This window comes from Pedobacter chinensis, assembly GCF_003339865.1.
GTDB classification, from domain to species: domain Bacteria; phylum Bacteroidota; class Bacteroidia; order Sphingobacteriales; family Sphingobacteriaceae; genus Pedobacter; species Pedobacter chinensis.
The window spans coordinates 221,166-247,437 of the sequence record NZ_QPKV01000002.1 but is presented as its reverse complement, the minus strand read 5'-3'; the positions used below and the strand labels follow the sequence as shown (position 1 = coordinate 247,437).

The 26,272-nt window shown below is 36.5% G+C and carries 22 protein-coding genes, 1 tRNA gene, 1 pseudogene and 1 riboswitch; of the genes and pseudogenes, 14 read left to right on the top strand and 10 right to left on the bottom strand.

Features of this window, described 5'->3' with window-relative positions; all coding sequences use genetic code 11:
- Positions 1 to 194 precede the first annotated feature (194 nt).
- Positions 195 to 1,739: a SulP family inorganic anion transporter gene (locus DU508_RS02310; RefSeq protein WP_115401229.1), complete on the top strand. Its 1,545-nt coding sequence runs from the start codon at positions 195 to 197 to the stop codon at positions 1,737 to 1,739.
- Between the two features lie 198 nt (positions 1,740 to 1,937).
- On the opposite strand, the gene DU508_RS02305 is transcribed toward DU508_RS02310, so the two are convergent.
- The 6 genes and pseudogenes from DU508_RS02305 to DU508_RS02280 form a co-directional block, all read right to left on the bottom strand.
- The gene (locus DU508_RS02305; protein ID WP_115401228.1) at positions 1,938 to 3,236 is read right to left on the bottom strand and encodes a voltage-gated chloride channel family protein; all 1,299 of its coding nucleotides are present in this window, start codon (positions 3,234 to 3,236) and stop codon (positions 1,938 to 1,940) included.
- A gap of 19 nt (positions 3,237 to 3,255) precedes the next feature.
- Positions 3,256 to 4,536, bottom strand: coding sequence for a phosphopyruvate hydratase (gene eno / locus DU508_RS02300; RefSeq protein WP_115401227.1), 1,281 nt, complete (start codon positions 4,534 to 4,536; stop codon positions 3,256 to 3,258).
- Positions 4,537 to 4,949: 413 nt separating this feature from the next.
- A riboswitch (Fluoride riboswitch) is annotated at positions 4,950 to 5,015 on the bottom strand.
- 190 nt (positions 5,016 to 5,205) lie between these two features.
- The gene (locus tag DU508_RS02295; RefSeq protein WP_115401226.1) at positions 5,206 to 6,528 is read right to left on the bottom strand and encodes a site-specific integrase; all 1,323 of its coding nucleotides are present in this window, start codon (positions 6,526 to 6,528) and stop codon (positions 5,206 to 5,208) included.
- 248 nt (positions 6,529 to 6,776) lie between these two features.
- A tRNA-Lys gene (locus tag DU508_RS02290) sits at positions 6,777 to 6,849 on the bottom strand.
- A 164-nt stretch (positions 6,850 to 7,013) separates the two neighbouring features.
- Positions 7,014 to 7,712 carry an NUDIX hydrolase gene (locus DU508_RS02285; protein ID WP_115401792.1) on the bottom strand — a complete coding sequence of 233 codons (699 nt, stop codon included), beginning with the start codon at positions 7,710 to 7,712 and terminating at the stop codon, positions 7,014 to 7,016.
- Positions 7,713 to 7,715: 3 nt separating this feature from the next.
- Positions 7,716 to 8,384 (bottom strand): annotated as a pseudogene (locus tag DU508_RS02280) (HAD family hydrolase); the annotation flags it as partial.
- Positions 8,385 to 8,671: 287 nt separating this feature from the next.
- On the opposite strand from DU508_RS02280, the gene DU508_RS02275 reads away from it, so the two are divergent.
- From DU508_RS02275 to DU508_RS02260, 4 genes are all read left to right on the top strand, one after another.
- Entirely contained in the window at positions 8,672 to 9,823 is a 1,152-nt protein-coding gene (locus tag DU508_RS02275; RefSeq protein ID WP_115401225.1) for an aldose epimerase family protein, read from the top strand.
- A 186-nt stretch (positions 9,824 to 10,009) separates the two neighbouring features.
- Positions 10,010 to 10,744 (top strand): (Fe-S)-binding protein, encoded by a 735-nt coding sequence (locus tag DU508_RS02270; protein ID WP_115401224.1) that lies wholly within the window; start codon positions 10,010 to 10,012, stop codon positions 10,742 to 10,744.
- 1 nt (position 10,745) lies between these two features.
- Positions 10,746 to 12,116, top strand: a complete 1,371-nt coding sequence (locus tag DU508_RS02265) for a lactate utilization protein B (protein ID WP_115401791.1) — start codon at positions 10,746 to 10,748, stop codon at positions 12,114 to 12,116.
- Between the two features lie 111 nt (positions 12,117 to 12,227).
- Positions 12,228 to 12,818: a LutC/YkgG family protein gene (locus DU508_RS02260; RefSeq protein WP_115401223.1), complete on the top strand. Its 591-nt coding sequence runs from the start codon at positions 12,228 to 12,230 to the stop codon at positions 12,816 to 12,818.
- A 340-nt stretch (positions 12,819 to 13,158) separates the two neighbouring features.
- On the opposite strand, the gene DU508_RS02255 is transcribed toward DU508_RS02260, so the two are convergent.
- Positions 13,159 to 13,578, bottom strand: coding sequence for an acyl-CoA thioesterase (locus tag DU508_RS02255; protein WP_115401790.1), 420 nt, complete (start codon positions 13,576 to 13,578; stop codon positions 13,159 to 13,161).
- 113 nt (positions 13,579 to 13,691) lie between these two features.
- Here DU508_RS02255 and DU508_RS02250 point away from each other — a divergent pair, with 113 nt between their 5' ends.
- From DU508_RS02250 to DU508_RS02215, 8 genes are all read left to right on the top strand, one after another.
- A complete protein-coding gene (locus DU508_RS02250) occupies positions 13,692 to 13,895 on the top strand; it encodes a hypothetical protein (protein WP_115401222.1) in 204 nt (67 codons plus the stop codon).
- Between the two features lie 7 nt (positions 13,896 to 13,902).
- On the top strand, positions 13,903 to 14,379 hold the full coding sequence (locus DU508_RS02245) for a hypothetical protein (RefSeq protein WP_115401221.1): 477 nt from the start codon (positions 13,903 to 13,905) through the stop codon (positions 14,377 to 14,379).
- A gap of 278 nt (positions 14,380 to 14,657) precedes the next feature.
- The gene (gene rpsO, locus DU508_RS02240; protein WP_115401220.1) at positions 14,658 to 14,942 is read left to right on the top strand and encodes a 30S ribosomal protein S15; all 285 of its coding nucleotides are present in this window, start codon (positions 14,658 to 14,660) and stop codon (positions 14,940 to 14,942) included.
- 177 nt (positions 14,943 to 15,119) lie between these two features.
- Positions 15,120 to 17,255, top strand: a complete 2,136-nt coding sequence (pnp, locus tag DU508_RS02235; protein WP_115401219.1) for a polyribonucleotide nucleotidyltransferase — start codon at positions 15,120 to 15,122, stop codon at positions 17,253 to 17,255.
- Positions 17,256 to 17,528: 273 nt separating this feature from the next.
- Positions 17,529 to 18,200, top strand: a complete 672-nt coding sequence (gene rpe, locus DU508_RS02230; RefSeq protein ID WP_115401218.1) for a ribulose-phosphate 3-epimerase — start codon at positions 17,529 to 17,531, stop codon at positions 18,198 to 18,200.
- 58 nt (positions 18,201 to 18,258) lie between these two features.
- Entirely contained in the window at positions 18,259 to 20,685 is a 2,427-nt protein-coding gene (locus tag DU508_RS02225) for a TonB-dependent receptor (RefSeq protein WP_115401217.1), read from the top strand.
- Positions 20,686 to 20,949: 264 nt separating this feature from the next.
- Positions 20,950 to 22,023 carry a 3-phosphoserine/phosphohydroxythreonine transaminase gene (gene serC, locus DU508_RS02220; RefSeq protein WP_115401216.1) on the top strand — a complete coding sequence of 358 codons (1,074 nt, stop codon included), beginning with the start codon at positions 20,950 to 20,952 and terminating at the stop codon, positions 22,021 to 22,023.
- 72 nt (positions 22,024 to 22,095) lie between these two features.
- Positions 22,096 to 23,046 (top strand): D-2-hydroxyacid dehydrogenase, encoded by a 951-nt coding sequence (locus DU508_RS02215; RefSeq protein ID WP_199562630.1) that lies wholly within the window; start codon positions 22,096 to 22,098, stop codon positions 23,044 to 23,046.
- A gap of 47 nt (positions 23,047 to 23,093) precedes the next feature.
- On the opposite strand, the gene DU508_RS23965 is transcribed toward DU508_RS02215, so the two are convergent.
- From DU508_RS23965 to DU508_RS02205, 3 genes are all read right to left on the bottom strand, one after another.
- Positions 23,094 to 23,240, bottom strand: a complete 147-nt coding sequence (locus DU508_RS23965; protein WP_199562629.1) for a hypothetical protein — start codon at positions 23,238 to 23,240, stop codon at positions 23,094 to 23,096.
- Positions 23,221 to 23,742 (bottom strand): hypothetical protein, encoded by a 522-nt coding sequence (locus DU508_RS02210; RefSeq protein ID WP_115401215.1) that lies wholly within the window; start codon positions 23,740 to 23,742, stop codon positions 23,221 to 23,223. Before DU508_RS02210 ends, DU508_RS23965 begins: the two co-directional genes overlap by 20 nt.
- A 682-nt stretch (positions 23,743 to 24,424) precedes the next feature.
- Complete coding sequence (locus DU508_RS02205; RefSeq protein ID WP_115401214.1) at positions 24,425 to 25,204, bottom strand: SAM hydrolase/SAM-dependent halogenase family protein; 780 nt, start codon at positions 25,202 to 25,204, stop codon at positions 24,425 to 24,427.
- Positions 25,205 to 25,307: 103 nt separating this feature from the next.
- On the opposite strand from DU508_RS02205, the gene DU508_RS02200 reads away from it, so the two are divergent.
- Positions 25,308 to 26,267, top strand: a complete 960-nt coding sequence (locus tag DU508_RS02200; protein ID WP_115401213.1) for a PhoH family protein — start codon at positions 25,308 to 25,310, stop codon at positions 26,265 to 26,267.
- Positions 26,268 to 26,272: the final 5 nt, after the last annotated feature.

The following is a 26,272-nucleotide window of genomic DNA, read 5'->3' as shown; positions in this document are numbered from 1 at the left end:
ACTGATTAATATCAGTACATCTTTTTATGCACTAGCTGTTCTAAGCAAGGCAAATTCTCTATATCCAAATTTTTAAAACAGTTTTTTATTTGAAATTCCTTTTGGCATTTCTAAAAGTTTAAATGTCGTTCAGCTCCAAATGCTGTTCGAAATTTTTATTGAATCTTTTATTTTTCACTTATATACTTTATTACATGACTAAAACTTATCTAGGTCTCTTTGACTTTTCGCAAAAGATTAATTACAAAAATGAAATTCTTGCAGGTTTAACGGTTGCGATGACAATGATGCCGGAATCCTTATCCTTTGCCATACTTGCCGGATTTCCTCCTCTGGTAGGCTTATATGCTGCCTTTATTATGGGGCTAATCACCTCGATATTTGGCGGTAGGCCAGGATTGGTTTCAGGTGGTGCGGGTGCAACAGTTGTGGTACTCATCGCACTAATGAAATCCAACGGCATCGAATATGTATTTGCCGCCGTTGCGCTAGCAGGTATTATTCAAATACTTGTCGGTGTCCTTAAATTGGGAAAATTTATCAGGCTTGTACCACAACCTGTAATGTACGGGTTTGTAAATGGTCTTGCGGTAATTATCTTCATGGCGCAGTTAGAACAATTTAAAACCGTTGTAAATGGGCAGGTTAGTTGGCTAAGTGGTACACCTTTGATGATTATGGCGGGGCTTGTTCTGTTAACCATTGCTATCGTGGTCTTTTTGCCTAAAATCACAAAAGCTGTCCCGCCATCACTTGTGGCTATTGTCGTTGTTTTCCTGTTGGTCTTCGGATTAAATATTGACACAAAAACGGTTAAAGATATCGCATCTGTTAGCGGAGGGTTCCCACCTTTTCATATTCCTATGATACCGTTTAATTTAGAGACACTTCAAGTTATATTTCCATATGCGTTGATTATGGCCGGGGTAGGTTTAACTGAAGGCCTGCTTACTGTTAATCTGGTAGATGAGATGACGGGTACAAAGGGCAACGGCAACAAAGAGTGCATTGCGCAGGGAGCAGCGAATATAGCTAACGGCTTTTTCTTTGGTATGGGAGGATGTCCGATGATCGCCCAAACTTTAGTGAACCTGTCCGCTGGTGCAAGAGCCAGGTTGTCGGGTATAATTGCTTCTCTTACTATCTTAGCCATTATTTTATTTGGTGCGCCAATTATTGAGCGTGTACCAATGGCAGCCTTAACCGGAGTTATGATTATGGTAGCGATAGGAACGTTTGAATGGGTTAGTTTCCGTATCATCAACAGAATGCCCAAACAAGATATTTTTGTCGGAATACTGGTTGCGGTGATTACAATTTGGCTTCATAACCTGGCCTTAGCGGTCTTGATAGGCGTAATTATATCAGCATTGGTATTCGCCTGGGAAAGTGCAAAACGAATCCGTGCAAAAAAATATATAGACGAAAATGGTGTGAAGCATTATGAGATCTATGGCCCGCTATTTTTCGGTTCCGTTGCAGCATTTAATGAGAAATTCGACGTACAGGAGGATTCCAATGAAGTCATTATTGATTTTAAAGAAAGCAGGGTTGCCGATATGAGCGGCATAGAAGCATTGAATAAACTTACCGAGAGATACCATCAGCTGGGTAAAAAACTTCATTTAAAGCACCTTAGTAAAGATTGCATACTATTGCTAAAAAATGCTGGAGACATTATTGATGTGAACATCATTGAAGATCCAACTTACCAGGTAGCGACTGACAAGCGACAATAATATAAATTAAATGCCTGTTCATGAATAAAGTATACATAGATTATATCATGTACAACATGAACAGGCAATTTTGTGATCTTAATCTGCGGCTTATCTTATGAATTTTCGGCTATTTCTGCATAAGATCGTAGTTTTCCCTTATTTGGAAATGCATAAGGTGACATTTTATAAATGTGTTAAATGATACTTCCCTAACCATTAAACTTTATTGCCAATAAATATTTTTGGAACAGCAATACGCTGTGCTGAATAGATTCCAGAACTACCACTAAATAAATAAGCGGTAAAACAAGCGACTGCAAAAAACAAAGTGTATTCACTTCCAAAAAGTTCAACCCCCATAATTGTACAGGCAAGCGGTGTATTTGTTGCACCAGCAAAAACAGCTATAAAACCTAACGCAGCAAAGAGGCTAACGGGCGCATCCAATAATATGGAGAGTGCATTGCCTAAAGTAGCTCCGATGTAAAATAAAGGTGTAACCTCTCCGCCCTTAAAGCCTGTTCCTAAGGTTAGCGTTGTATATATTGTTTTCCATAACCAGCTCCAAGTATCAGCACCACCAAGATGAAAAGCAGAAGGAATTGTGATTGCCCCAGGATATTCGCCATCGACACCTAAACTTAAATAATCAGGTTTGCCGATGACCAGGGTTAGCCCGATAATTATTAACCCTCCGATGACAGGTATCAACCATTGTGTTTTAATTACTTTGGAGAAGAAGGCTTTAATTTTATGTACCGCTGTAGCAAAAAGATAACTAGCCAAACCGAACAATGCAGAAGCAAAAATGATCTTGGCCAGCAAAAGAATGTCTAGCGGCAGGTAACTGGAAAGAACATAGTCACTTTTAGGCAAAATGTCAATATGATATAAAGTATGATGAATTCCCCATGCAGAAACTGTCAAATCTCCGATCACACTTGCAATCAACACAGGGAGAAGTGCATTGTATTTGATCTTTCCTATTGTAAGCACCTCCATTGCAAATACTGCACCTGTTAGTGGGGTGCCAAATACCGCACCGAAACCAGCCGCTATTCCCGCTGTCAAGACAATCTTCGTATCAAGCTCATTCAACTTAAACCACTTGCTAAACATCCCAGCAATACTTCCGCCGATTTGTACTGCTGTACCTTCGCGTCCGGCCGAGCCCCCAAATAGATGAGTAATTACTGTTGTGATTAATATCACGGGCGTCATCTGTGGGGGTACACCACCACCTGGTTGATGGATCTCATCCATTATCAGATTGTTGCCTTTTTCCGAAGACCTACCAACAGATCTGTATATGAAATGGATGGCTACCCCGGCAATTGGCAAAAGGTAAAGTAGCCAGGTATGGCTGAACCGAAAATGAATAGCCCAGTTTAGTAGCCAAAGAAATAAGGCAACAGTACTTCCTATTGCTATCGCAATAGGAAGAATCAGTAATGTCCAGCGAACTGAAAATTTTAAAATATGGAAATGCTCGAATGAAAATTTGTTTTTCATCATTGATAATTGATGTTCAAAATTATAATTTTTTATAAAATGTGTTTATTCCTGCAAATGTGGCTTGAGCGCCTAGCTCTTCCTCAATACGTAGCAGCTGATTAAATTTGGCAACCCTTTCAGATCTACAACCGCTTCCGGTTTTGATATGTCCCGCACCTGTCGCTACAACAAGATCTGCTATGGTTGTATCTTCAGTTTCGCCACTGCGATGCGAAATAAAGCAATTATAGCCATTGCTTTGCGCAAGTTCTACTGCCATTAGCGTTTCAGAAACAGTGCCGATCTGGTTCAGTTTTATTAAAACACTATTAGCTATTTTCTGACTAATTCCCTGTTGAATAATTTTTGGATTGGTGCAAAATATATCGTCGCCAACTAGTTCAACCTTATCTCCCAAGATGCGTGTGAGCTTTTCCCAGCCTTGCCAATCATTTTCACCCAGTCCGTCTTCCAATAGTATTATAGGATATGAGTTTAGCCATTCTTGCCAAAAAATGATCATTTCATCTGTATTAATTGTTTCTTTTGAACTTTTATAAAATTCATATTTACCGTCCTTCCACATTTCGCTGGTTGCCGGATCAAGACAAAGCGAAACATCTCTACCGGGAGTTAATCCTGCCTGAACTATAGCTTCCATTATGATTTGGACAGCCTCTTCATTTGAATTCAAATTAGGTGCGAATCCACCTTCATCGCCAACTCCGGTATAATACCCCTTGCTTTTCAACAAACTTCTCAATGAATGAAAAACTTCTTCTCCCATGCGGAGGCTTTCCTTAAATGAAGGAGCATTATGTGGAGCAATCATAAATTCCTGAAAATCTATATTGTTATCAGAATGTCTTCCACCGTTAATAACATTCATGCAGGGAACGGGCATCACATAATTTTCCTTGTCTACAAGTTGTCTGTATAATGGTATATTGTTTGCAACGGATGATGTTCTGGCATAGGCAATAGAAGCTGCCAGCATTGCATTGGCACCCAACCTTGATTTGTTTTCAGTTCCGTCAAGAGCAATCAAATGTTTGTCAAAATCATCCTGATTGTCAAAAGATAAGCCAACAAGGGATTTTCTTACCTCTATATTAATTCCATTCACCGCTTTTTCCACCCCTTTACCATTATAACGTTTAGGATCTCCATCCCTTAGTTCAACTGCTTCTTTTTGCCCCGTACTCGCACCGGAAGGAGAAATTCCTCTTGCCGTAACTCCATTTAGTGTCATTTCTACCTCTACAGTAGGATTTCCTCTTGAATCTAGGATCTCGCGGGCATGAATTTTTGTTAATTTCATATTTTTAGATTTAAACGATGATATTTATTTTTTTTTAGATGGATTAAAAGGATGATCGGAATTCCATACACTTTAATTCTTTGCAAGAAAAGTCAATGGGTATTACGTCTTTTAAGAGGGTCTAAGCTTGAATTTTTGCCGTATAAATAATAAATGCATTAAGAATAATAGGGGCTCTGATCCTTTACTATCGAAGGTTGGGGAATAAGGAAAATTGGAATAGCCTCGATTAAAATAGATAGGTCGAATTTGCTGCATTCTAACAAATTGCAGTGACCAATTAGGCATTCTTTGTTTAAGACAAAATCCGAAAATATTGTTTCCTGAAAAAGGGAAAGAAGGCTGAGCTGATACTGACTTATTTTTTTTCACCTACAATAGTTTATTCCATTAGGCTTAATTACCCATTGGAGTATATTGTAGGCGCCATCAGCTTTTAAAAGCGGTTGAATAGGAAGGACACCATTTCCTGCCGCTAATATACCTATTAAATTGTTATTGTATTGAAAAAAGCAAATTATTCTGCGATCTGCTACCAAAATATGTTTATTATGACATTCCCCTAAAGCCTCGTTTATGGGGCGAGCATATCCAAATACTAAAGGGGTGCAATTATTGCAACCCCTTAACAAATACAAAACAAATTGGTATTAATTCTTTTACAGAAAGTCAGAAAGCTTCTTCCATATAAGTTTTTACTATATATTTTTCCCGGATTAAGGCAATGTCTTCGCTTATTTTCGATTCGGTCACTTCATTAGCTTTGATATGTTGGGCAACAAATTTTCCCATAAGCGGCGCCATATCTTCACTTACTTTGGTGTCCAATACCTTTGCATATAATTGCGTGGTACGTATGTTGGTGTGACCAAGCATTTTAGACACGCTTTCGATAGGTACGCCATTCAATAAAGTTACCGTAGTACCAAAAGTCCGTTTTGCTATCCGGTTGCCCAATGTTTTATTAACCCCAGAAAGTGCCGCAATTTCGACTAGGTATTCGTTCATCTTTTGATTGCTGGAAATTGGTAAAGCCCTGTTGTTAAGGAGGCAATAAGGATGATCTTTATATTTATCAAGAATACTTGCCGCTATTGGAAGCAAGGGTATTGCCACCCTTGTATCTGTTTTTTTTCGGTAGGTAAATATCCACCTTTCTCCGTCAACCCCAATACTTACATCGGCTAGTTTAAGTTTTTGAACATCCGCATAGGAAAGTCCAGTGTAGCAACTGAACAGAAAAAAGTCCCGTACCTGCGATAACCTGTTAGTAGTAAACTGTTTTTGGGTAATCTTCTGCAATTCATCAGCGGTTAAAAACTCCCTGTGGACAGGTTTGGATTTTAACGTATGGCCAAAGAATGGGTCAGTACTGATCCATTTATATTTCCGGCAGATGCTGACGATCTTTTTGAGATTTTTAATATGCTTGTTTGCCGTATTGGTATCATTTTCCTTTACCGTATGCAGGTAGAAGTCAAAACCGTCGATAAACTCGTGGTCTATACGTTTTACGTTAAAGTCCGATTTATTGTATTTGGCGGCAATGTATTCTTCCACATGTCTTTCCAGCACCTCGAATCTTCTAAGCGTTCCAGGCGCATATTCTTCTTTCTCCACCAATGCTTTCATTTTTTCATTGTGGGTTTTAATGGCCTCCAATATGGTGTGTGCTTTTTCTTCTTTGCCCAAGAATTTGCATTTTACACTATCGGCGGTTATTTCTGCTCCATCCACGCTTAGCTGGCTATGTGCTGCATAAACTTCCGCTTTCATATTTTCCAGATAGGCATTCAGTATTTTAACTTCTTCCTTTGTACCGATGACTTTTCCGGCTTTTGCATTCCACCGCTCTGGCTCGCAATTTCTGCTTGTTGACATTTCCGCACGAATCCCGTCAACCGTAATTCTTAAAAAGATAAAGTAAACAGCCCCTTTTGTGTAGTTTTTTGGCCTTTTCAAAAAGAAAAGCACGCTAAAATTAGTTTTCATAACGATAACATTAAGGTTAAACAAAAATAGCTTTGCAGTTCCATTCACACAAGATGTTTATCTATTAAACTAGTTGAATATCAATACTTTAATATAAATTAGGGGAGTTTGATATTATAAAGAACGACGCTCCGAATGACGCACATTTTATATGCGATTTCGTGCATATTTTGGCATAACCCGCAAAAGCAAAAACCCTGCAATCATTTGATTTGCAGGGTTTTAGTTCTCTTTGATATTGTTTCTTGTGATCCCGCTGGGATTCGAACCCAGGACCACTACATTAAAAGTGTAATGCTCTACCAGCTGAGCTACGGAATCATTTCCTTTTGTTTAAGGAGGTGCAAATATAGAGATAAATATTAATCGTGCAAATAATTTTTTGCAATTATTTAAGCTGTTTTATTTGATGTTGAAAAAATGGCAAGTCAAGTGCTTGATTAATAATTTTGTAACACCCCTTATAAGGTAAATGTTTTTTTAAATTATTTTTCTGGTCTGGGAATAAAATTCAGAAATGACTGAAATTGTGCCTTGTGCTTGTTTCTATCCAGTTTAAAATAGAAGGCACCACGTCGCGAACTTGATTTGTCTTTTTCAGTTTGCTTAATTAACAGCCCGCTTGCAGTAATTTTACGAATGAAGTTACGATTATCAATTGGCGAATCATAAACCTGCTCATACAGTGCCTGCAATTGTGGGATGGTAAATTTCTTGGGCAAAAGCTCAAATAAGATAGGATGGAGTGCTGCCTGATAACGGATTTTAGCCATTGCTGCTTTAACCATTTCATTGTGGTCAAAAATTAATGCAGGTACCTCTTTCAGCTTAAACCATTCTGCATGGTATTGATCATTAATTTGTTTGCTATATTTATTAATATCAATCAGTGCAAAATATACCACTGAAACCGTTCGTTCAATTGGATCACGATCGGGGCGACCATAAGTATGGAGTTGCTCCAGATATACATCGTGAAGGCCCGTTAATTCTAAAAGAATTCGTTTTGCAGCGCCATCCAGATCTTCATTTTCACTGATAAAACCACCCATTAAACTCCATTGGTCTTTTACGGGCTCAATTGCTCTTTTAATAACCAAAAGTTTAAGCTGATCTCCATCGTAGCCAAAAATGATGCAATCTACAGCAACAAGTACTGGTTTCTGATTTAAATATTTTGCCATTTTAAAAAGAGAGCTTAATTTTTTGTCGTTGTAATCGGTAATATAGCCTAAAATGTTAGGATATCCATTAAATTCTTCAATAGTGTGGGTTGTGGTCAATACCATGCATTTCATTCCAGCATTGAGGGCCGATTCCACACCTTTTGGTGCATCTTCAAAAACCAGACAATCAGCTGGCTTTACTTTCAGGGCTGCCGCTGCCTTTAAAAATGTTTCAGGATCAGGTTTACTGGTTTTAACATCATCGGCACTGATAATCGCAGTCAGATAATCACGAATATGTAATCCATCTACCACAAAATCGATGTTAAAAGGAATGGCAGCAGAACCAATAGCCATTAAAATATTGTTTGCCTCCGCTTTCTTCAAAAAATGATCTAAACCGTTAATCAAAGCCAAATGTGGTAAATACCCTTCCTGATATCGTTTTTCCTTGTTAACCGATAATCTTTCCACTTCATCGGCACTAAATTTATCATGACCAAAAACGCGTTCTAAAACTTCTTTGTTTTTGCCATACATTTCTTTTTTAACAGTTTCATAGTCCAGATTTGCACCTAAATCTTCATTTATAATCGAATGCCAGGCTAAGGTATGATACTTCATATCATTTACCATTGTTCCATTTAAATCGAACAAAAAAGCTTTGGGCTTGAAATTCAAATCTTGCATAGGCTGCTAAATTATGTGATTTTTTTGATGGTTTGAAAATCAGCTCAATATTAACCGAAATTATTGATAATCGTTAAAGCAACGTTAATTTATTTTTCATACTTTTAGCCTTAACCAAAATAATCTTTATGAAACCATCATGATTTTCAAAATTCCTTTGGGGTTATTGAGTGCCAACAGAAAATAATAACGATACGAATAATCATATCAGGGCATTTGAAAAATAAATCATGATTGATCCTTACCTTTAAAAACCCAAGAGATCACTAATTAATAATTATATACAAATGAAAAAAACATTTTATAAAGGCTTGCCAATCGCCGCATTTTGTTTAGCTGTTGTTTTATATTCCTGTCATTCAAAAAACGATAAGGGCACTGAAACAACGGCCGTAACAGATTCTCTGAAATATAACACCACAATTGATGGAAAAAATGTTAAGCTTTATATTTTGAAAAATAAGCAGGGTGCCCTGGTTACCATCAGCAATTATGGCGGAAGAATAATTTCGCTTTTAGTACCTGATAAAGATAATCAACTTACCGATGTGGTTTTAGGTTATGACAGCATTGGTACTTACCGTAAAAAAGGAGAACCGTTTTTTGGTGCATTAATTGGCCGCTATGGAAACCGGATAGGAAAGGGGAAGTTTAAAATAAATGGTAAAGAATATTCACTTCAGCTTAATGATGGCCCGAATACGCTACATGGCGGAACTGATGGCTTCTTCTCTAAAGTTTGGGATGCAAAGCAGGTTGACGGACAAAAACTGGAGTTGCATTATCTTTCTAAAAATGGGGAGGCTGGTTATCCTGGTCAGCTTGATGTAAAGGTTACTTACACTTTAACTGATGATAATGCTTTACAAATTGATTATTGGGCTACCACCGACCAGGCTACTGTGGTTAATTTAACCAATCATGCTTATTTCAATTTAAACGGGGAGGGGAACAAAACCATTCTGGATCATGAATTGATGATTGATGCAAATGCTTACACACCTGTGGATTCCACTTTGATTCCAACAGGTAAATTGCAACCTGTAGCTGGAACAGCATTCAATTTTAATAAAGGCAAAACCATTGGAAAATCAATTGATGAAAATAATCAGCAGTTAAAATTTGGCAAAGGTTACGATCATAATTTTGCTCTAAATAAACATGATGGCAAAACACCGGTGGCTACTGTAAAAAGCCCTGTAACAGGTATTATTTTAGAGGTTTATACCACTGAACCAGGGCTACAGTTTTACAGTGGCAACTTTTTAACTGGCGAGGATAAAGATGGAAAAGGCGGTAAATCTTACCCGCATCGTTCAGCTTTTTGCCTGGAAACCCAGCATTTTCCTGATGCACCAAATCATGCTAATTTTGCATCAACAGTGCTTAAGCCAGGAGAAACTTATCAAACAAGTACCACTTATAAATTTTCAAAATAAAATTTAAACAAGATAAGGCTTAAATGGCCTATCCTGTTTAATTAAAAGCTGATTTAACATAATAAACAGCACTGTTCATAACAGTTCAAGCTGGTAAAAATGATTAATTTGCTCCATTGATTTCTAACCAATAAAAATCAGTAAAATGAGGTCATTAGCCACGAATATGAAAGGATGTTATAAATAATGAAAGTAGGGTTGTTTGTGCCATGTTATATTGATCAGTTTTATCCTAATGCTGCTATAGCCACATTGAATTTGTTAAAGAAGCTTGGTGTGGATGTTTATTATCCATTAAATCAAACTTGCTGTGGCCAGCCGATGGCCAATTCTGGCTATGAGCATCTGACTAAAAATTGCAATAGCTTATTTATTCAGAATTTTGCCGGGTTCGACTATATTGTATCGCCATCAGGTAGTTGTGTTTTGCACATTAAAGATCATCTGCATGATGATCAGCGAGAGCAGGATGCGCGCAATATTCGCCATAAAGTTTATGAATTGGTAGAGTTTTTAACTGATGTATTAAAAGTTGAAAATATTACCGCTTCATTTCCATACAAAGTTGGGTTACATCAAAGTTGCCACGGGCAAAGAGGACTGCATCTTTCTTCGATGACAGAACTGGTTGATGTTCCTTTCTCAAAACCTATGCAACTATTGAATCAGGTTAAAGGGTTGGAAATTATTGAATTAACACGTCCTGATGAATGTTGTGGTTTTGGTGGTACTTTTTGCGTGGCAGAGGAGGCTGTGTCAGCAAAAATGGGAAAAGACAGGGTAGAAGATCATCTAATGAATGGTGCGGAGTTTATTACTGCCGCAGATATGTCCTGCCTGATGCACATGGAAGGGATTTTGAAACGTAAGAACAGCCAGGTTAAAGTATTGCATATTGCTGAAATATTAAATGCTGAATAAGATGAGTAGTAGCATTAAACATCCAGCGTTGTCTGATATTTTTAATAAAGATGAAGCGCGTGTAAACTGGCATGATGATACCCTTTGGTGGATCAGGGCCAAACGTGATAAGGTAGCCCATGGTATTTCTGAATGGGAAATATTAAGAGAAACTGCATCACAAATTAAAAACAATGTACTATCTAATCTTCATGATTATTTAATGGTGTTTGAGGCTAATGCACAAACCAATGGCATAAAAGTACATTGGGCAGCCAATGCCGAAGAACATAACAAAATTGTACTTTCTTTACTGCAAAGCAAAGGCATTAATCAAATGGTCAAGAGCAAATCAATGCTTACTGAAGAATGCCATTTAAATGAATATTTAGAACGAAATGGCGTTGATGTGATCGATTCGGATTTAGGAGAACGCATTGTTCAGCTGGCGAAAGAACCACCCAGCCATATTGTTTTGCCCTGTATTCATAAAAAGAAAGGAGAAATCGGACAAATATTTCATGAGCACCTGGGCACTGAAGCTGGTGTTTCTGACCCACAGATTTTGACAGAAACTGCCCGGATTCACTTGCGTGAAACCTTTTTAACACGTCGTTCGGCTTTAACAGGCGTAAACTTTGCTATAGCAGAAACAGGAGAATTTGTAGTTTGTACCAATGAGGGCAATGCAGATATGGGCGCACATCTGGCTGAAATCCATATAGCCAGTATGGGAATTGAGAAATTGATTCCAAAGAAGAAACATTTAAGCGTTTTCTTAAGGCTATTGACCAGAAGTGCAACCGGACAACCCATTACCACTTATTCCAGCCATTTCAAAAAGCCCCGTAAAGGACAAGAAATGCATGTCATTTTGGTTGACAACGGCAGAAGCGTGCAACTAGGCCGTGAGGATTTTAGAAACTCGTTAAAATGTATTCGCTGTGGTGCTTGCATGAACACCTGCCCGGTTTACCGAAGAAGTGGCGGACACAGTTATCATTATGCCATTGCTGGTCCGATTGGGGCGATTTTAGCGCCTAATTTGAATATGAAGGAATATTCAGATTTACCTTTCGCCTCAACACTTTGTGGTTCTTGCACTAACGTTTGTCCGGTTAAAATTGATATTCATGACCAACTTTACAAATGGAGGCAAGTGATCGTAAAAGGCGGTTATACCTCTACGGCAAAAACTGTAGCTATGAAAGTGATGGAGTTCACATTATCTTCATCGACACGATTTAAATTAGCTGGTAAAATTGGGAGGTGGACATTGAAGAATGCGCCTTTTACCGTGAATAATCAATTAAACTTATGGTTTAAGAATAGAGAAATGCCAGAAGCACCAAAAGAATCATTTTCTGAATGGTACAAAAAGAATAATAAATAGTCGTCATCTCTATTATAGTGTGAAGAAATGTAAATTACAATTTGTTGGTAAAATACCAGCCGAAATTTAGATAAAACCCTTAATAACCAAAAACAAGCTATAGTAAATTAAATGAGCAGAGCAGCAATATTATCAGCGATTCTAAATAACCAACCTAAGCAAATATCATTACCAAAAGATTTACAATTTGATTTGCCAGCCGGAGCTGCAGTAACTGAAAAATTCATTCAAATGGTTAATCTTATTGGCGGTAGGGTAGTAGAAATTCAGAGAGTTGAAGATATTAATCTTTACGCTTCAGAACACTTTGGGGCAGGCGAGCGATTGGTAACACCAATAGAAGAACTTGATTTTTATACTCCGTTTACTGGCGAGGAGCTACCGCATCAATTTGTAAATACTGAATTTGCAGTATTTGAAACTCACTTTGCCGTGGCAGAAAATGGTGCAGTTTGGATTACCGAAGATCGAATGGGCGCCAGGGTTTTACCATTTATTTGCCAACATTTAGGTATGCTGGTTTCAGAAGAAAACATTGTTTCCAATATGCACGAAGCTTACAATTGGATTGGTAATGCTGATTATGGATTTGGAACTTTTATCGCTGGTCCATCGAAAACTGCAGATATTGAGCAGTCGTTGGTTTTAGGCGCTCATGGCGCAAGAAGTATGACGATATTTTTGTTGAAGAATACATTTTAAAGTATAGCCGCAGATTCGCAGATTATGAAATTGGAGGTATGACGACCATTCATGTATGATGTTTTAAGCGCTTGGTTTAGCCGCCACGTCATGCTGAACTCGTTTTACAAGTGTAAGTATAACTTTAAAGGTCTTGTAGCTACTTCGTGGTCAGCATCTTTCCTGTTATGCGTTCATGTCATTAAGTTTTTGAAACAAGTTGAGATGACGACCGTTCATGTATGGCGTTTTATTAGCATCATACTTAACTATCACGCCAGTCTGAATGCAAATAATACATGGTTCAAAAGCTTTCCATTTTGCCATGCTTCAATTGTGCAACAGGTTATCTAAATTTGACTTATATACTATATGCCTTAATCATTTCATCAGTAACTTTTGTTGCACGGCTGGTATTTATGTCGATCAGTACGTAATCAAAAATACCATCTGATGCTACTTTGCCCGTTTTCTTATTAATGATTTCGAATTGAACAGAGCATCCCTTATCATGCATCGTTAAAATTCCGGTTCTGATGAGCATTAAATCATTCATTAAAAGTGGGCGCTTAAAATTAATGTCAACGTGACTTACTACCCAACCTAATCCCTGTTTGGTAAAATGTTCCCAGGGCATTCCATAAAATTTTTCCATCTGCTCGTAACGGGCCGCTAATACATAATCCAGGTATTTGCTGTTGTGTACATGATTAAACATGTCTATGTCATCAGGACGTACACGTAATTCGCTTTCGAAAATGCTATATTGATTCTTTTCCAATGGATAAATGTTTTGTGCAAAAGTATTAATAAAGTTGGTTGTAAAAATAATACTTGACAAAATGTAAAGTTGGTGTAATGTATTAGTTGCATTTTTCGTATTTTTGATATGAAATGGGAAAATTAACTTTATATGATACTTCAATTCCACGCGAAAAAATTGTAGAGGAGCGCGAAAGTATTTATTTAAGTCGTACCCCTGAGCAGCGTTTTTTTAGTGTTTTGCAACTCAACTATATTTCGGTTACCATGAATGGCGGCCAACCTATAAAATCTCCTCAGGGAAAAGGAATAATCATTCGTAAGCCAAGCATTTAAGTTTAATATGTCTTTTGATAAAGAAAATCCAGAAATGCTTTTGTTGTTGGAAACATTTGAGCAGTTTGATTTACATTATCTTATTGTTGGCGGTTTTGCCGTAAACCGTTACGGCTACAACCGTACTACCGGCGATTTAGACATTTATTTAAAGGATACAAAAGAAAACAGACAAAATTTGATTGATGCTTTAGATAAGATGGGATATGGTAAATATGATATGCTTTTGGATGTTCCTATTATTGCCGGTTATTGCGAAGTATTAATGAATGATGGAATGTATGCAGATTTAATGACCGATATTCCCGGCCTCGATAAACATAAGTTTGATGAATATTTTCAAATGGCTACTGTTGATGAAATAAATGGAATTAAAGCCAGATTTCTTCATTATAGCCATCTTTTGGATAATAAGCGGGCAACCAACAGGCCAAAAGATCAAATTGATGTCTTAGAATTAGAACGTATCAATAAGAAAAACTAAGTTTTTTGCGCGATCTTTACTTTATAAGCCCGGCTTAGCGGAAATACTTTTTGTTTCACTTGCCAAATGAGATTGCTTCGTTGTTCCTCCTGGCAATGATGACAAATGAAGAGGAATAAGAAGATAGCAGCCGAATGAAACTTGAATATAGCTTTCCAAATAATCAATCTGTTAGCTCATAATTTATATCATTTAATAACCCTTGCTTATAAACAAAAATAGCTTTATCTTTGCGCCACAATTAATTAATTTTTTATCGCTTTAATATTATTCAAGAAATGTATTTAAGTTCAGAAAAGAAAGCCGAAATCTTCAAAAAACACGGCGAAGTAGAAACCAACACGGGTTCTGCAGAAGGTCAGGTAGCGTTGTTTACATACCGTATTGCGCACTTAACAGAACACTTAAAGAAAAATCGTAAAGATTTCTCCACACAGTTGTCACTTCAAAAATTGGTAGGTAAACGCCGCGGTATTTTGGCTTACTTATACAAAAAAGATATTGAGCGCTATCGTGCTATCATCAAAGCTTTAGAGCTGCGTGATATCATTAAACAAAAATAAGCGCAAGTTTATCATAAAAAGCCATTCTTTAGGGAATGGCTTTTTACTTCCCGAATAAAATTTATTTTAAGGGATTTTTACAGATGGGATTTTAAATCTTATCTTCGTTTGCAAAAACAAAAACATATATAAACAACGGTGTGTAAAAAGAGGAAAACACGCCATAATTCTAATTAAATGAATGTAATAAAAAAATCGTTCGATTTGGGCGATGGCAGAATTGTAGAAATTGAAACTGGTAAATTAGCAAAACAGGCTGATGGCTCAGTGGTAGTAAAAATGGGCGATACCATGTTGTTAGCAACTGTGGTGTCTACCGTTGGTGCTAAACCAGGTACTGATTTTTTACCATTATCAGTTGATTATCAAGAAAAATATGCGGCAACTGGCCGTATTCCAGGAGGCTTTCTACGTCGTGAAGCAAGATTATCTGATTACGAAGTTTTAATCTCCCGTTTGGTTGACCGGGCTTTACGTCCAATGTTCCCAAGTGATTATCACTCTGATACACAAGTGATGATTTCGTTAATTTCTGCTGATAAAAATATCATGCCAGATTGTTTGGCAGGTTTAGCGGCATCGGCTGCATTATCAGTTTCTGATATTCCTTTCAATGGTCCGATTTCTGAAGTACGTGTTGCTAAAATTGATGGTCAGTTGGTAATCAATCCATACGCCAGCGATTTAGAACGTGCTACTTTAGAGTTTATGGTTGCTGGTTCGGCATACGATATCGGTATGGTTGAAGGTGAATGTGATGAAATTCAGGAAGAGGAAATGGTTGAGGCATTGAAATTTGCACACGATGCCATTAAAAAACAATGTGCTATTCAGGTTGAATTAACTGAGGCTACCGGCAAAACGGTTAAACGTGAATATAATCACGAAGACCATGATGCTGATCTAAAAGCTAAAGTTTACGCTGATACTTATGATAAAGTTTATGCTGTAGCTAAATCTGGTTCTGGTAAAGATGAACGTGCTGAAGGTTTTACTGCAATCATTAACGAATTCTTTGAGGCAATGCCAGAAGATACTCCTGATTTGACAAAAGCAATGGCTAAACATTATTATCACGATGTTCAGTATGATGCTGTTCGTAATTTGTTGTTAGATGAAGGCATCCGTTTAGATGGCCGTTCTACTACTCAAATTCGTCCAATCTGGAGCGAAATTGGTTATTTACCAGCTGCACACGGTTCAGCGGTATTTACTCGTGGCGAAACACAATCACTTACATCGGTTACTTTAGGTAGTAAAGATGATGAGCAAATGATTGATGGAGCTTTCTTTAACGGTTACCAAAAATTCTTATTGCACTATAACTTCCCGGGTTTCTCAACTGGTGAGGTTAGACCAAACAGAGGTGCTGGCCGTCGTGAAATTGGTCACGGTAACTTAGCCATGCGTTCTTTGAAAAAAGTATTGCCTCAGGGTGCTGAAAATCCATATACAATCCGTGTTGTTTCTGATATCTTAGAATCTAATGGTTCATCATCAATGGCAACAGTTTGTGCTGGTACATTAGCATTAATGGATGCAGGTGTTAAAATCAAAGCCCCTGTTTCGGGTATTGCGATGGGTTTAATTACTGATGAGAAAACCGGAAAATATGCAATCCTTTCTGATATTTTAGGTGATGAAGATCATTTAGGTGATATGGACTTTAAAGTAACTGGTACTGAAAAAGGTATTGTTGCATGTCAAATGGACTTAAAAATCAATGGTTTATCTTACGAGGTTTTAACAAAAGCTTTATTACAGGCTAAAGAAGGCCGTTTACACATCTTAAATGAGATGAAGAAAACAATCAGCCAGCCGAATGAAGATTACAAACCACATGCTCCACGTATTGTTTCTTTAACCATTGAGAAAGAATTCATTGGTGCAATTATCGGGCCTGGAGGTAAAATTATTCAAGAAATGCAACGCGAAACTGGCGCATCAATCTCTATCGAAGAAGTTGACGGCAAAGGTATCGTAGAAATTTTCGCTGATAATAAAGCTTCTATTGATGCTGCGCTTACCCGCATTCGCAATATAGTTGCCAAACCAGAAATTGGTGAGGTTTACCAGGGTAAGGTAAAATCAATTATGCCGTTTGGTGCATTTGTTGAGATTATGCCAGGTAAAGATGGTTTATTACATATTTCAGAAATTTCATGGCAACGTTTAGAAACCATGGATGGGGTATTGAAAGAAGGTGATAAAATCGAGGTTAAATTATTAGATATCGATAAACAAGGTAAAATGAAGCTTTCCCGTAAAGTTTTGTTGCCAAGACCAGAAAAACCAGCGGCGCCACAAGCGTAGTTAAAATCCGAGGTCGGAATTCCGGAGTCGGGAGATATTGTAAACCCTTTCAGTTTAACTGGAAGGGTTTTTTGTTTTAAATGTTTGAGCAATATAAAGTTCGGTCTTTCGGATCAAAATCTTTCGGTCATCTTTAAAATGATTTTGTAACTTGCATTGTTACTAATATTATATAACCAAATCGTTATTGCGAGGCACGAAGCAATCTCCTTTGTTCATTGCTAATGCATTTAGATTGCTTCATACTCCGCAATAACGAAAACATAATAAAAAATGAAATATATCATTGCCCCATCCATACTTTCTGCCGATTTTGGCAATTTACAACGCGATATCGAAATGATTAATCAAAGTGAGGCCGATTGGTTTCATGTTGATGTGATGGATGGTGTTTTTGTTCCGAATATTTCTTTTGGTTTTCCTGTATTGGCGGCGGTTAAAAGAAGTGCCACAAAACCTTTAGATGTTCATTTGATGATTGTAGAACCTGATAAATACATTCAGGAGTTTGCTAAAGGCGGAGCTGATAGAATTACAGTGCATTACGAAGCTTGTACACATTTACACAGAACCATCCAATTAATTAAAGCATCGGGCTGCAAAGCTGGTGTTGCTTTAAACCCACATACTCCTGTTAATTTATTGCAGGATGTAATTGCTGATTTGGATTTGGTACTGATTATGTCGGTTAATCCAGGTTTCGGAGGGCAGCAGTTTATTCACAATACCTATAAGAAAATCCAGGATTTAAAAGTCTTGATCCGGGGCGTAAATGAAGACTTGATTATTGAGGTTGACGGCGGCGTGGGCTTACAAAATATTGCTACATTAGCATCAGCTGGCGCCAATGCTTTTGTGGCTGGAAATGCAATTTTTGCATCCGGTAATCCGGCAGAAACCATTTCTAAAATGAAAAGCCTGACAACAGGCAGAATTAATATTTAACTGCTTTATTGCTATATTGTTTCAAGACAAAATTGCTTAACAGTCCCGATACTAAAAAATGCTCAAATTTCGGCTAATCGTTTTCTTTTTAGTTATTGGTTGCAGCCTTGCTGTAGCGCAACCTTTAGTTAGGATTTCGGGGATAGTTTACAATGAAGAAAAATTACCCTTATCTCATGTTACCGTTATTGTTTTAGGTCAGTTAGAATCTACCATTACTGATGAGTTTGGTGTTTATACCATTTATTCAAAATCACGAACTTTCAGCATTAAGTATTCACTGCTTGGCTATCAGCCACAAACGTTAAAATTTAATGAACGTTCGGGGGCAAGGATAATGCAACATGTAACTTTAGCGGCGAATATTAATGAGCTGGAACAAGTTAACATTACCAACAAACAAAATCAGCTCAGTAACACCACAACCATTAATATAGCTGATATCGCTTCAATGCCCTTAGTTTCGGGAAATTTTGAAACCATGCTTAAAACTTTGCCAGGTGTTTCAACAAATAACGAATTGAGTGCTCAATACAGTGTTAGGGGAGGTAATTTCGACGAAAATCTAATTTACATCAATGATGTAGAAATTAACAGACCTGTACTAATACGTAATGGACAACAGGAGGGACTGAGTTTTATCAATGCAGAATTAGTAACAAAGGCAAAGTTTTCCGCTGGTGGCTTTGAGGCAAAATATGGAGATAAACTTTCTTCCGTGTTGGATATAAGCTATGATAAACCAGACAGCAGTCAAACGATTTTAAGTACCAGTCTTTTAAATACTTCTTTAACCACGAAAAGAAATTTTAAGAAAAGTTTTTTACTTGCGGGGCTGCGATATAAAAATAACTCAAGCGTATTGATTAAACAGGATGAAAAGGGAAGTTATAATCCGAATTTTGCTGATGCACAAGTTATGTATCAATATAACCTGTCTCCTAAATTCAGTATCAGTTTTTTAGGGAATTTTAATTTGGGGCAATTTAAATTGGTGCCTACCAATAGAGAAACCCAATTTGGTACTTTAAGTACAACCTTGCGCTTAAATGTTGATTATACAGGACAAGAGATTGATGATTACCAAACTCTGGGAACCGCAATAACAGCAACGTATTCTCCCAAACCAAATCAGGTGATAAAATTCATCAACAGCTATTTTAATACAATAGAAAGAGAGCGTTTTGATATAAATGGAAGTTATGTTTTCGACGAAATTGACAATGCTTTTTCAGGAGAGAACTTTGGGGTAATAAGTAAAAACCGGGGAATTGGAAGTTATTATAACTACGCTCGCAATAATTTAAACACTCAGGTTTTTGCCTCTGAAATTAAAGTAGACCAAAATTTCGATAGCCATGTTTTTTCCTGGGGATTAAAATTTGATAAATATAGATATGATGACCGGTTAAGTGAATATAATTATACCGATTCTGCAGGTTTCATTTTACCAAATAACTCAAGAAACATTGTTTTACAAAATGTAATTAATGTAGAGAATAATATAGATATTAACAATTACAGTGCTTATATTCAAGATAGTTATTCACTTTCTGATTATGCCGAACTACAATTGGGTGCCCGTGCTACGTACAGTTCATTAAGCAAACAACTGCTCATTAGCCCCAGGATGTTGATTGCTTACAGACCGAATTCAAATAATAAAATTTTAAGATTTACAGCTGGTGTTTACAAACAACCACCATCATACAGAACAATTCGTGATTTTTCCGGCATATTAAATATTAACCAAAAAGCACAAAGTTCCTATAATGCTTCGGTAGGTTATGATTATGCTTTTGATGCTTTTGGAACACGCTTGAAGTTTACTTCTGAAGCTTATTTCAAATACTCTGATCGATTAATCCCTTATAAAATAGATAACCTGAGAATTAAATATTTGGCAAACGAAATTTCCAGAGGTTATGCTTATGGTGCCGATTTCAGTATCGGTGGTGAATTTGTTAAAGATCTGGTTTCGTATTTCCGGATGTCGGTCATGCGTGCCAATGAAGATATTATCGGCGATAGTTATATACAAAACGGGATAATCATTTATCCAGGTTATTTAAAACGTCCAACCGATCAACGTTTAAATTTTTCAATCTTTTTTCAGGATAAATTATTGAATAGTCCAACTTATAAAGTACACTTAAATGCATTGTATGGCTCTCGCTTACCAATTGGCCCTTCGCAAACACCAAGATATCTGGATAAGTTTTATATTCCATCTTATAAACGTGTAGATATCGGTTTCTCAAAAGATTTCTTGGATGATGCAGCCCTACACAAGCCTAAGTTTTTAGATAAAAATTTTAATTCAGTAATTCTGTTTTTTGAGGTTTTTAATATGTTAAATATCAATAATACGGTTTCTTACCTTTGGCTGAAAGATGTTGATAATGTACAATATGCGATTCCGAATTATTTAACAGGCAGACAGTTTAATTTAAAGCTGATTGTAAAATTGAAGAATAAGCCTTGATAACCTACGATTTCAATCGCGGATTATATAGCATGGTTCAGGGTAAAATGAACGGCATTTGGCCCATGATTCAATCATTGAGATTTTTTTAAAACAACTAAAAAATCCTCAATTTCAGATTAATCGTTTTAATTGCAAAAACCGCAATAAAATGATTAAAATTCAATGAATTTTTAACAAAATTTAATTTTTTATGATACGATTTTATAGGCATAACTGCTTTAAAAATTTTACATTTACGCCCATAAAACATTATATAATAAGATGAAGCATAATTTTGGCGCAGGCCCTTGTATTTTACCTCAGGAAGTGTTTAAACAAGCTGCACAGGCAGTTTTAGATTTTAACGATGGATTATCGATTTTAGAAATTTCACACAGAACAACCGAATTTGAAGCAGTTGTTGCTGAAGCCGAAAAATTGGTAAAAGAGTTACTAAATGTGCCATCGGGTTATTCCGTTTTATTTCTACAAGGTGGGGCAAGTTTACAGTTTGCAATGGTTCCCATGAATTTATTAGGCGATGGACAAACTGCAAGTTATTTAGATTCTGGTGTTTGGGCATCAAAAGCTTTAAAGGAAGCAAAATTTATCGGTAATGTGAATGTTGTTGCATCATCAAAAGATTCGAATTACACTTTTATTCCAAAAGATTTCGAGATTCCTGCCGATAGTGCTTATTTCCATTATACATCTAACAACACCATTTACGGAACAGAACTTTTCGAAGTTCCAAAAACTGATGTTCCTGTTGTTTGCGATATGTCATCTGATATCATGAGCCGGGTAATTGATGTTGCTCAGTTTGACTTGATTTATGCTGGCGCTCAAAAAAATATTGGACCTGCAGGGTTAACCGTTGTTATTGTTAAAGATGAGATTCTGGGCAAAACCGATCGCAAAATCCCATCAATGCTAAATTATCAATCGCATATTGATAATGGTTCAATGTACAATACTCCGCCTGTTTTCTCAATATACGTTGCATTATTAAATCTTCGCTGGTTAAAATCAAAAGGTGGGGTAGCGCAAATTGAAAGTGAGAACAAACAAAAAGCTGAGGCACTTTACAGAGAGATTGACCGTAATCCATTGTTTAAAGGTACTTGTGCAGTTGAAGATCGTTCGAGAATGAATGTTTGTTTTGTAATGGAAAATCCTGAATTGGAAAAACCATTCCTTAAATATGCAGAGGAGCAAGGCATTGTGGGCATTAAAGGACACAGAAGTGTAGGTGGTTTCCGCGCATCGATGTATAATGCTTTACCAATTACAAGTGTTCATGCACTTGTTGATGCCATGCAACTGTTTGAAGAAAAACAAGCAAAAGCAAAATAATTTAAATTTTAACAGATTGATTTGCACCTTAAGTTGATGCATTCAGTTCACTCAGTTAAATCATAAATAAACATGATTAAGATATTAGCAAACGATGGAATAGATCCTATCGGAAAAGAATTATTAGAAAAAGCGGGGTTTCAGGTTGATACTGAAACTATTCCTCAAGATCAGTTAGCTGAAGCTTTAAAAAACTATGATGCCATTACTGTTCGTAGTGCAACAAAAGTTAGAAAAGAATTAATTGATGCCGTTCCAAATATTAAATTGATTGGCAGAGGCGGTGTTGGCATGGATAATATTGACGTAGAATATGCCAGGAGCCAGGGCGTTGCCGTTGTAAATACGCCGGCTGCTTCATCACTATCCGTTGCAGAATTGGTGTTTTCTCATTTATTTACCGGCATCAGATTTTTGCAGGATGCCAATCGTAAAATGCCGGTTGAAGGCTCAACGCAGTTTAATAACCTTAAAAAAGCTTATGCAAAGGGGACCGAATTAAGTGGGAAAACAATAGGGATTATTGGTTTCGGACGTATCGGTCGTGCTACTGCTAAGGTAGCTTTAGGTTTAGGAATGAATGTTTTGGCTTATGACCTATCTCCTCTTGAAACTGAAATAACTTTAACATTTCAGGGTGGATTATCAGTAAACGTTCCAATTAAAACCGTTTCACTTGATGAGGTTATCGCAGGAAGTGATTTTATTTCGTTGCATACTCCATTTGCCGATAAACCCATTTTAGGTACTGAAGAATTTGCTAAAATGAAAAATGGAGTGGGTATTGTAAATTGTTCTCGTGGAGGAACTATTAATGAAACAGCTTTAATTGAAGCCTTAAATTCTGGTAAAGTTGCTTTTGCTGGTTTAGATGTTTTTGCAAATGAACCAACGCCTTTAGCAGAGATTTTAACACATCCTAAAATTTCTTTAACACCTCATATTGGTGCATCAACCAATGAAGCACAAGAACGTATCGGTACAGAGTTAGCGACTTTGATTATTGAGCATTTTAAGAAATAATTATTTTAGAGTTACTAATTTTTAAAGTTAGTAACTCTTTTTCTTTTTCAATCCAAAGCATTTGTTAGTACCCAATAACGATACCCCAATATCGCTTTTTGAAATGCTGTCAATTTATTAGGGTCTTTTTTATATAAACTTGGCAATACAATCTTATTAATCTTTACTAAAACCTTAAATAATTCTTTTTTCATAATTCTTTAATTTCTTACTGAAAAAGTAAAATCCACCTCCCATCACTAAAATTAAAAAAACAATAATATAGGTCGACAAACTCTTATTTTTATCTTTTTTATCAATCTGTTCTCTAAGTTCAGTATTTTGATCCTGCAACTTTTTAATTGTTCGCATGTAATTTTCAATTCTCTCCTGAGAATGATCAGCAACAGCTACTTTTTGTTGATTTTGCAAGTCTTTATAATCCATTAAAATCTTCAATTCTTTAAAAATATTGTTATCGGTTAAAACCACCTGCCGAAGAATTTCATTTGAATTTTTAATATCACGTTTAGTTTGCCAGCCAAATATTCCAGTACGCTGGTTTAAGCTTTCATCATATTGGCCAAATTTTGCACTTCGTTCTGCCAGTAAGGAATTTACCTTAACCCGTTGAGCAGCATAAGCAGTTGTATCTTGTTGAGCAAAAGCCTGAAAATTAAATAGGATAATGGAGAGCAGATAATAATATTTCTTCATGCGATATAAACGTGAAAAGTGTGAAAGTTGTTTTGAAACTGTTCATTCGTTCATTTGTCATTGGTTCATCAGTTTAACAGCGTAACTAAATGCTTTGCGATTAAGATAAATTATGGTGTTGCCATAGTTTCTTTCATTCCTCATTATGCACTTTGTCCAATGAAACCAATGAACTAATGAATTAAGTTGTTTTGAAACTGTTCATTCGTTCATTTGCCATTGGTTCATTAGTTTAACAGCATAACTAAATGCTTTGCGATTAAGATAAATTATGGTGTTGCCATAGTTTCTTTCAATCCTCATTATGCACTTTGTCCAATGAAACCAATGAACTAATGAATTAAGTTGTTTTGAAACTGTTCATTCGTTCATTTGCCATTGGTTCATTAGTTTAACAGCATAACTAAATGCTTTGCGATTAAGATAAATTATGGTGTTGCCATAGTTTCTTTCAATCCTCATTATGCACTTTGTCCAATGAAACCAATGAACTAATGAATTAAGTTGTTTTGAAACTGTTCATTCGTTCATTTGTCATTGGTTCATCAGTTTAACAGCGTAACTAAATGCTTTGCGATTAAAACCAAATTATGGTGTTGCTGTAAGTTTCTTTCATTCCTAATTATGCACTTTGTCCAATGAAACCAATGAACTAGTGAAACCAATGAACTATTCAGCTCCCTTAAGGATGAAACTCAACTCTCACGATATCTCCTAAATGAAGACCTAATAATCCACTGGCTTTACCTTTATTAATCGCAATTTCCAAATGATTACTAATTCCGAATAAGCAAAGTTTTTCGCCCTCCTGAACTTCATTATAGTGCCAGCTTAATTGAGTGATGGTTTCGCTTTTTCTAAAATATAAAGTGAAGTCACGGTTTTTCTGAATTTTGGTAAAAAGATCTTTTGTGATATTGGTAATTACATTGCAGAAAGTATCAATATACACTACACTTCCCCGAATGATATCTCGCTCAATTACAGGATGTAAAAGCATCTTTTGTTCAATCTCTGCTACAGGTAAACCAATATCCTTTAAACGGCCGCCCTTTGCCAAATGAGTAGCAGCTTTAACAAAAATATCTACCAACGGAAAGTGGAGATATTTTAAATCCTGCATAATATTCAATTCAACAACATCTTCGGGAAGATCATCAAAAAGTAAAGAAAAAATACCGTTATCTGCGCCAACAAAATAATGGTCGCGGTGTTTTACAGCAATGTATTTTGTATTTTCACTATAAACGGAATCAATACCAATTAAGTGAACGGTGTTTTTTGGAAAATAGGGATAAGCGTTTTTTAAAACAAATGCCGCATAAGAAATATTGAATGATGGAACTTCATGGGTAATATCAACTAAATTAACATTAGGCATAAGACTCAACAGACTACCTTTAAGAGCGCTCTGGTAAAAATCTTTTGAACCTAAATCTGTTGTTAAAGTAATTATCCCCATTAAAAATTCATTATTATTGCTTATTCTTGTGTACAGGCATAAGCGCCTACAAATATTCAAATTTTAATTAATATACCCCGATAACTTTTTAAAATACTACAGTTTGAACGAATTAAAATTAACTCTAGATACCGTAAATCCTGCTCACTTTTGGGGGGCGAATAACGAGAATTACGAAATGATTAAAGGTGCTTTCGCTAAACTGAAACTAGTAGCGAGAGGAAGTGATGTTAAGGTTCTCGGTGATGAACAGGAACTTAAGGCATTCGAAAATAAATTTAATCAACTCATTGCTCATCTTGAAAAATATAGCTCACTAACCAATAATGATGTTGAATCTATTTTGGGTGAAAAAGCTAGTGGTGTAGCAAAGAAAGATATTGAACAACCTACCGGCGGAGGCGGGGAGGTAATTGTTTTTGGTACAAATGGACTTTTGGTTAAAGCCAGAACTGCAAATCAACGCAAAATGGTAAGCAGCATTGCAAAAAACGATATTCTCTTTGCAATTGGCCCTGCCGGAACAGGAAAAACTTATACTGCAGTAGCTTTGGCAGTACGTGCATTAAAAAATAAAGAAATTAAACGCATCATTTTAACCCGTCCTGCTGTTGAGGCAGGAGAGAATCTTGGTTTCTTGCCTGGCGATTTAAAGGAAAAAATCGATCCGTATTTGCGTCCGCTTTACGATGCTTTGGATGATATGATTCCGGCAGAGAAGTTAAAATTTTATATCGAAAATCGGACTATTGAAATTGCTCCACTGGCTTTTATGCGTGGTCGTACCTTAGATAATTGCTTTGTAATTTTAGATGAAGCCCAAAATGCAACCGATATGCAGTTAAAAATGTTTTTAACACGTATGGGGCCAACGGCTAAATTCATTGTTACAGGTGATGTTACGCAGGTCGATTTGCCTAAAAAACAAATGTCGGGCTTGTTTAATGGTTTAAGAATTTTGGAAGACATTAAGGGAATTGATATCATTTATTTAAGCGGGGAAGATGTTGTGCGCCATAAACTGGTTAAAGACATCCTGAAAGCTTACGGAGATATTCAGTAAAGTCG

Excerpts from the sequence above, each read along its gene's own strand:
- DU508_RS02305 (WP_115401228.1), bottom strand. The coding sequence starts at position 3,236 with ATGATGAAAAACAAATTTTCATTCGAGCATTTCCATATTTTAAAATTT.
- serC (WP_115401216.1), top strand. The coding sequence starts at position 20,950 with ATGAAGCATAATTTTGGCGCAGGCCCTTGTATTTTACCTCAGGAAGTG.
- rpsO (WP_115401220.1), top strand. The coding sequence starts at position 14,658 with ATGTATTTAAGTTCAGAAAAGAAAGCCGAAATCTTCAAAAAACACGGC.
- DU508_RS02270 (WP_115401224.1), top strand. The coding sequence starts at position 10,010 with ATGAAAGTAGGGTTGTTTGTGCCATGTTATATTGATCAGTTTTATCCT.
- DU508_RS02260 (WP_115401223.1), top strand. The coding sequence starts at position 12,228 with ATGAGCAGAGCAGCAATATTATCAGCGATTCTAAATAACCAACCTAAG.
- DU508_RS02245 (WP_115401221.1), top strand. The coding sequence starts at position 13,903 with ATGTCTTTTGATAAAGAAAATCCAGAAATGCTTTTGTTGTTGGAAACA.
- rpe (WP_115401218.1), top strand. The coding sequence starts at position 17,529 with ATGAAATATATCATTGCCCCATCCATACTTTCTGCCGATTTTGGCAAT.
- eno (WP_115401227.1), bottom strand. The coding sequence starts at position 4,536 with ATGAAATTAACAAAAATTCATGCCCGCGAGATCCTAGATTCAAGAGGA.
- DU508_RS02310 (WP_115401229.1), top strand. The coding sequence starts at position 195 with ATGACTAAAACTTATCTAGGTCTCTTTGACTTTTCGCAAAAGATTAAT.
- DU508_RS02295 (WP_115401226.1), bottom strand. The coding sequence starts at position 6,528 with ATGAAAACTAATTTTAGCGTGCTTTTCTTTTTGAAAAGGCCAAAAAAC.
- DU508_RS02275 (WP_115401225.1), top strand. The coding sequence starts at position 8,672 with ATGAAAAAAACATTTTATAAAGGCTTGCCAATCGCCGCATTTTGTTTA.
- DU508_RS02205 (WP_115401214.1), bottom strand. The coding sequence starts at position 25,204 with ATGGGGATAATTACTTTAACAACAGATTTAGGTTCAAAAGATTTTTAC.
- DU508_RS02225 (WP_115401217.1), top strand. The coding sequence starts at position 18,259 with ATGCTCAAATTTCGGCTAATCGTTTTCTTTTTAGTTATTGGTTGCAGC.
- DU508_RS02210 (WP_115401215.1), bottom strand. The coding sequence starts at position 23,742 with ATGAAGAAATATTATTATCTGCTCTCCATTATCCTATTTAATTTTCAG.
- DU508_RS23965 (WP_199562629.1), bottom strand. The coding sequence starts at position 23,240 with ATGAAAAAAGAATTATTTAAGGTTTTAGTAAAGATTAATAAGATTGTA.
- DU508_RS02265 (WP_115401791.1), top strand. The coding sequence starts at position 10,746 with ATGAGTAGTAGCATTAAACATCCAGCGTTGTCTGATATTTTTAATAAA.
- DU508_RS02285 (WP_115401792.1), bottom strand. The coding sequence starts at position 7,712 with ATGGCAAAATATTTAAATCAGAAACCAGTACTTGTTGCTGTAGATTGC.
- pnp (WP_115401219.1), top strand. The coding sequence starts at position 15,120 with ATGAATGTAATAAAAAAATCGTTCGATTTGGGCGATGGCAGAATTGTA.
- DU508_RS02215 (WP_199562630.1), top strand. The coding sequence starts at position 22,096 with ATGATTAAGATATTAGCAAACGATGGAATAGATCCTATCGGAAAAGAA.
- DU508_RS02250 (WP_115401222.1), top strand. The coding sequence starts at position 13,692 with ATGGGAAAATTAACTTTATATGATACTTCAATTCCACGCGAAAAAATT.